This window comes from Micromonospora globosa (genome assembly GCF_000717585.1).
GTDB lineage: Bacteria > Actinomycetota > Actinomycetes > Mycobacteriales > Micromonosporaceae > Micromonospora > Micromonospora aurantiaca.
Window position 1 is genome coordinate 169,703 of sequence record NZ_JNZR01000011.1, and the last position, 6,387, is coordinate 176,089.

Here is a 6,387-nt window from a genome sequence, read left to right on the forward strand (position 1 = left end):
TCACTGGACCGCGGGCACGTCCACGCAGGGGCCGGCCGCCCACCACTTCTCCACGAGCGCCAGCGTCTCGTCGCCGAACGGGTTGACCCCCGGCCCGGCGGCGAGCGCGTGCCCGAGGTGCACGTGCAGGCACTTCACCCGCCCCGGCATGCCGCCGGCCGAGATGCCCGCGATCTCCGGCACCTCCCCGATCGCCTCCCGGCGGGTCAGGTAGTCCTCGTGCGCCGCCCGGTACCGCGCCGCCAGCTCCGGATCCTCGGCGAGCCGCTCGGCCATCTCCTTCATCAGCCCGGCCGACTCCAGCCGGCTGCACGCCGCTGTGGCACGCGGGCAGGTCAGGTAGAACAGCGTCGGGAACGGCGTGCCGTCGGCCAGCCGGGGCGTCGTCTCCACCACGTCGGGCAGGCCGCAGGGACACCTGTGGGCCACCGCGCGGGTGCCGCGAGGCGGGCGTCCGAGCTGCGCGGCCACCGCGGCCAGGTCGGCCTCGGTGGCCGGCTGGCGTTCCGGCGGGGGTACGGAGTCCGCCGCCGGCTCCTGCGGTGGTACGACGCTCAAGGAAGTGCCTCTCGGATCAAAGCTCACTTGTCGGGGCGCTCGGCGTTGGCCGCCCGCACGCTCCCCCACAGGGTGTCGTACCAGGGCTCGGGCGGCTTCGGCGCCCCCGGCTTCGCGCCCTTGCCGGCGTCCTTCGCGGCGCCCTCCGGGTCGGAGAGCACCACGAGCAGCGTCTCGCCCGGCTTGCCCATGAAGAACCGCTCCCGGGCCTGCGTCTTGACGTACTCCGGGTCCTTCCACTTGGCCGCCTCGGCGGTGAGCCGGTCGATCTCGGCCCGCTGGGCGGCCTGCGCCGCCTCCATCCGCTCGATGTCGGCCTGCTGGTCCAGGTAGACCCGGACCGGATAGGTGTACGCCAGGGCGAGCGCGATGAGCACCGCGAACAGCACTGTGGCGCGCCCGGTGAAGCGCCGGGGTTGGGGTGCGGTGAGCCGCTTGACCGGGCCACCGGCGGCGGTACGCCGGGCCGCGGCGGGGCGGCTCGCGGAGCGTACGCCGTCGGTGGCACGGGACGCGCCGGGTGACCGGCCGGCGGCGCGCGCCTCCGCGCGGACGCCGTTGTCGCGTGCCGTGGACCGGACCCGGGCACCGCCCGTCCGGCCGGGCTGACCCGGCCGGCGGGCGGGCCGCTGGCCACCCGGTGTGCGGCGCTGCTGCATCGTCACACCCCTCCCCCGGAGCGCTCGCTCAGGCCGAACGGTAGCGCGGGAACGCGCCGGCACCGGCGTACCGCGCCGCGTCGGCCAGCTCCTCCTCGATCCGCAGGAGCTGGTTGTACTTGGCCACCCGGTCCGAGCGGGCCGGCGCGCCGGTCTTGATCTGCCCGCAGCCGGTGGCGACGGCCAGGTCGGCGATGGTGGTGTCCTCGGTCTCGCCGGAACGGTGGCTCATCATGCACTTGAAGCCGGCCCGGTGGGCCAGGTCGACGGCGTCGAGCGTCTCGGTGAGCGAGCCGATCTGGTTGACCTTCACCAGGACCGCGTTGGCGGCCTGCTCGGCGATGCCCCGGGCGATGCGCTGCGGGTTGGTCACGAACAGGTCGTCGCCGACGATCTGGATGCGGTCGCCGAGCGCGGCGGTGAGGGTGGCCCAGCCGCTCCAGTCGTCCTCGGCCAGCGGGTCCTCGATCGACACGATCGGGTAGTCGCCGGCGAGCTTGGTGTAGTAGTTGCTCATCTCCTCGGCGCTCTTGGCGCTGCCCTCGAACGTGTAGGTGCCGTTGTCGAAGAACTCGGTGGCGGCCACGTCGAGCGCGAAGACGATGTCGGTGCCGAGCCGGTAGCCGGCCTTCTCCACGGCCTCGGCGATCAGGTCCAGCGCGGCGGCGTTGGTGGGCAGGTTCGGGGCGAAGCCGCCCTCGTCGCCCAGGCCGGTCGACAGGTCCTTCTTCTTCAGCACCGACTTCAGCGCGTGGTAGACCTCGGCGCCCGAGCGCAGCGCGTCCCGGAACGTCGGCGCGCCGATCGGCGCGATCATGAACTCCTGGATGTCGACGTTCGAGTCGGCGTGCGCGCCACCGTTGAGGATGTTCATCATCGGCACCGGGAGCAGGTGCGCGTTCGGGCCGCCCAGGTAGCGGAACAGGCTCAGCTCGGCGCTGCCGGCGGCGGCCTTGGCCACGGCCAGGGAGACGCCGAGGATGGCGTTCGCGCCCAGCTCGCCCTTGTTGTCCGAGCCGTCGATGTCGATCATCTTCTGGTCGATCAGCCGCTGCTCGCTGGCCTCGTAGCCGATGAGCTGGTCGACGATCCGGTCCTCGATGTTGGCGACCGCCTTCTCGACACCCTTGCCCAGGTAGCGATCCTTGTCACCGTCGCGCAGCTCGACCGCCTCGAACGCGCCGGTGGAGGCGCCGGACGGCACCGCGGCGCGGGCGATCGTGCCGTCGTCGAGCCCGACCTCGACCTCGACCGTCGGGTTGCCCCGCGAGTCCAGGATCTCCCGGGCGACGATTCCCTCGATGGTTGCCACTGAGTCGCTCCTCGTTTGTGTGGTTCCGGTCCGTATGGGCCGCGACGGTGCGGCTGAGGCAGGTGTTGAACGCAGCGTATCGGTCCCCGCCCTGCCGCACCCCGCTCGGGGCGGCCCCCGAGGCGCTTGCTGAGACGGACATTCCCGGATTACCGGTCGTCAACCGGCAACCGGTTTGCGAGACGTTGCGTCGATCGACAAGGCTGGGCATCATGCCTGCCGCCTCGACGACTCTCCGCGTGCTCGCCGCCTCGGTCATCGCGTCGCTCTCGGTCACCGGCTGTCAGGCCCTGGACGACGCGAACGTCGCGCTCGGTCGCGCCGACCTGGTCAACGACCTCGCCGCGCGGATGGACCGGGCGCTGGAGCAGACCTGGGCCGCCGACTACCAGATCGACGGCGGCCGGACCGCCTCGATCGCGCAGACCAAGAAGCCGCTGCGGTCCACGTACACCTGGCCCGGCGGCAAGATCACGGTGACCCAGGAGTCGGTGACCCGGTGCGCGAGCACCGCCGCTCGTACCTCCTGCACCGTCTCGCCGCCCGTGCTCACCGCGGGGAAGCCGTCGGTGATCGTCTACGACGAGGCACGCAAGCAGGGCCTGGTCACGCCGCCCGCGGTGATCCGGCTGCTCACCGAGGCGGCGCTGGCGCCGGAGGCGGTCATCGAGCAGAGCGACACCACTCTCGCCGGACACCACGCCACCTGCGTCGACGTCACCCACGACGGGGAGCGCTTCAACGCCTGCGTGACGAACGAGGGTGTGCTGGGAAGCTTCTCCGGCACGCTCGACGGCAAGCCCACCGAGGTGACGCTGAGCCGCTACACCGAGAGCGTCGAGGCGGCCGCGTTCGCGGTCCCGGACGGCGCCGGCGTGGTGGACCGCCGCCCGTCCACGTCGTGACCCCGCCCGGGTTCCTGCCTGCTGCCGATCACGGGCGGCCGCCGGAGCCGGACGACCTGGCGCTGCCGGTGGCCGGACGGAAGCTGCTGACCGGCCCGGACGAGCAGCCGCTGCGGATCGGCGCGCTGCCCGGCGACCTCGCCTGGATCCCGGTCGGCACGCTCGACGGCGTTCCGGCGTGGGCGGCCGAGGTGGCCGATCCGGAGTCGCTTCCCGGCCCGTGGCGCGGCTGGCGCGGCCTCGCCGCCGAACTGCCCGCACCCCGCGCCGACCTGGCCGGACGGGCGCTCGCCGTGGTCACCTGGCGGCGTACCCACAGGTGGTGCGGCGCGTGCCGGGCCGAGCTGGCCGACGTGCCGGGCGAGACCGCGCGGCGCTGCCCGGACTGCGGGCTGACCGTGTTCGTGCCGCTGTCCGTCGCGGTGCTGACCGCGATCACCCGCCCCGGCCCGGCCGGCGGCGTCGACGAACTGCTGCTGGTCCGGCACGCGCAGGGGCCGACGCAGCTGTGGGCACTCGTCGCCGGGTTCGTCGAGGCGGGCGAGTCGCTGGAGGCGGCGGTGCACCGCGAGGTCGCCGAGGAGGTCGGCCTGACGCTGCGGCGACCGGTCTACGTGGACAGCCAGCCGTGGGCGCTGTCCGGGCCCGGCACGCTGCTCGCCGGTTTCACCGCCGAGGTGACCGACCCGGCCGCCGAACCCGTCGTCGACGGCATCGAGCTGACGGAGGCGCGCTGGTTCCCGACCGGCGCGCTGCCCGCCGAGCTGCCGCCCGCGTACTCCCTGTCGCGCTGGCTGATCGACGCGGTCGCCGCCGGGCGGTGACCGCAGGCCGGGTCGCCGCCCGGACGGTGGCCGTCACACCCCCAGCAGTGTCCGCAGGTGGCGCGGCGGCGGGCAGTCGTGCGCCAGCATGGCGTCGTGCCAGTCGCGCACCGTCACGCCGTCCGGCCGGGCGGCGGCGATGTCGGCCATCTCGCTGTAGCCGACGAAGTACGTGGAGAGCTGCGTCGAGGTGAGCAGCGCCCGCCGCCACTTGCCGGCCGCCTCGCCCTCCTCCTGGAAGCCGCGCCCGGTCATCAGCGCCATCGCCTCGGACTCGGGCATGTCGTCGCAGTGCACGAGCTGGTCCAGCAGCGCGTTGATGGTCATCCGGAGCTGCATCTTGAGCTGCTGCAACCGCACCGGCAGTCCGCCGAAGCCGAGCCCCGCCATCAGCTCCTCGGCGTAGACCGCCCAGCCCTCGACGAACACGCCCGACTCGGTGAGCGCGCGTACCCGGGTCGGGCCGTCGTACCGGCGGGCGTGGGCGAGCTGGAGGAAGTGACCCGGCATCGCCTCGTGCACGGTCAGGTTGCGGATCATGTGGTCGTTGTACTCGCGGTAGAACGACTCGACCCGCTGCGCCGGCCAGTCCGCCGGGGTGGGCGAGATGCAGTAGAACGTCGGCACGTCGGCCGTCTCCAGCGGGCCCGGCGAGTCGCAGTAGGCCACCGCCACGCCGCGCGCGAACTCCGGCATCTCCTGGATCACGCACGGGTCGCCGACCATGCTGACCAGGTCGTGGTGGCGGACGAAGTCACTCGCCTCGTCGAGCGTGACCGAGGCGAGGTCGACGATCGTGGCGTCGTCCGGGTGCTCGGCGGCCAGCAGGTCCAGCGCCCGGCGTACCGTCTCGTCGTCGGCCGGACCACCGACCAGCTCGACCGACGCCGCGCGGATCTCCTCGGTGACCCGGTCGAGGTTGGCCCAGGCGCGGCGCTGCACCTCGGCTGCGCTCAGCTCGGTGTCGAGCGTGTGCCACAGCCGCGCCTCCCACCGCCGCCGGCCCAGCCGCGGGTCACGCCCCGGACCGGCGTCCGCGGCCAGGCCCTGCCGCAGCCAGGCCACGAACTCCTCCAGCGCGGCGATCGCCTCGCTGGCCGCCGGGCCGACCCGGTCACGCATCGCCGGCGCCTCGGCGAGCAAACCGGGAACCTCGTCGCGGATCAGCGCCGCCGTACCGGCGAACTGCCCGACCGCCGTCTCCGCGTGGACCCGCGGCATGTCCCGCAGCGTCGCGCGCGCCGTCGACAGCGCATCGGGTACGGCCGACAGACGCCCGACGAGACTGGTCAGGCGCTCCTCGGCCGGGGCGAAGGGACGGGCCAGCAGGGCGTGCAGCAGCGGCCCCGGATTGTGGCGCAGCGGATCCCACTCGTGGCCGCGGATCTCGGTGGCCTCGAACAGTCCCCTGTCGACGAGGCTGGTGAGCAGCGCGTGGTCGACGCTCTCCGCCACGTCGAGCGCGTCCGGGTCGATCTCCGCGAGCGCGTCGGCGGCGTCCTTCAGCATCGCCTGGTCGGCGGCGAGGGCGTCGGCGGAGAGATCGGGCAGCCGGTCGTCGTAGCGGTGATCCCCGGCGGAGGTGGCCAGCCCGGGCCGGCTCTCCAGCAACGCCTCCACGATCCGCTCCGCAAGCGGCCCGAACGACTCCATCCCCCGACCCTACCGATCACCCCGCCCGCTCTCCCGCCTCCCCGCCCCCGTTGATCAAGGAGTTCGTGTCCCCGCCAGAGCCCGCCCTCGACCCAAACCCCTTGATCACCGCCGCGAGTCCCCTGAAAGGCCACCGCCTGGGTGCCGGTTGGTCGGCCGCGAGCGCGCGTCGTCCGGGGCGGGCGTAGATCTTGGACGGAAACGGCCCCCATAGGGGCACTTTCGTACCAAGATCTACGGCGATCCCGGGATGCGGGCGACGAGTCTCGCCTGCCGGGAGGGGCGCGGTCGAGCAAGGAAGGCTGGACTGGGCTGGCGAGGGCTGGCGAGGGCTGGCGAGGGCTGGCGGCCAGCCGACTCGGCGATCTTGCACTTTGTGCCCGGGCAGAGGGGGCATTTGCGGCACCGCTCGGGCCGAAAGTGCAAGATCGCGGGGAGAGGGCGGGGCAGGGTGAGGCGCGGGGGGGGGGTTAGGC

6 protein-coding genes are annotated in these 6,387 nt (G+C 73.4%); 2 read left to right on the forward strand and 4 right to left on the reverse strand.

The window, feature by feature from the left end:
• The 3 genes from IF06_RS0113360 to eno are packed head-to-tail and all read right to left on the reverse strand — an operon-like array spanning position 1 to position 2,529.
• A complete protein-coding gene (locus tag IF06_RS0113360) occupies positions 1-558 on the reverse strand; it encodes a DUF501 domain-containing protein (protein ID WP_013284095.1) in 558 nt (185 codons plus the stop codon).
• 23 nt (positions 559-581) lie between these two features.
• A complete protein-coding gene (locus IF06_RS0113365) occupies positions 582-1,217 on the reverse strand; it encodes an FtsB family cell division protein (RefSeq protein ID WP_030271266.1) in 636 nt (211 codons plus the stop codon).
• A 28-nt stretch (positions 1,218-1,245) separates the two neighbouring features.
• Positions 1,246-2,529, reverse strand: a complete 1,284-nt coding sequence (gene eno, locus IF06_RS0113370; RefSeq protein ID WP_013284093.1) for a phosphopyruvate hydratase — start codon at positions 2,527-2,529, stop codon at positions 1,246-1,248.
• A 212-nt stretch (positions 2,530-2,741) separates the two neighbouring features.
• Between eno and IF06_RS0113375 the strand changes: the two genes are divergently transcribed.
• Positions 2,742-3,434: a hypothetical protein gene (locus IF06_RS0113375; RefSeq protein ID WP_013284092.1), complete on the forward strand. Its 693-nt coding sequence runs from the start codon at positions 2,742-2,744 to the stop codon at positions 3,432-3,434.
• A complete protein-coding gene (locus IF06_RS0113380) occupies positions 3,431-4,258 on the forward strand; it encodes an NAD(+) diphosphatase (RefSeq protein WP_030271268.1) in 828 nt (275 codons plus the stop codon). Before IF06_RS0113375 ends, IF06_RS0113380 begins: the two co-directional genes overlap by 4 nt.
• Positions 4,259-4,291: 33 nt before the next feature.
• Here IF06_RS0113380 and IF06_RS0113385 read toward each other — a convergent pair whose 3' ends face one another.
• Positions 4,292-5,911 carry a DUF885 domain-containing protein gene (locus IF06_RS0113385; protein WP_030271270.1) on the reverse strand — a complete coding sequence of 540 codons (1,620 nt, stop codon included), beginning with the start codon at positions 5,909-5,911 and terminating at the stop codon, positions 4,292-4,294.
• Positions 5,912-6,387: the final 476 nt, after the last annotated feature.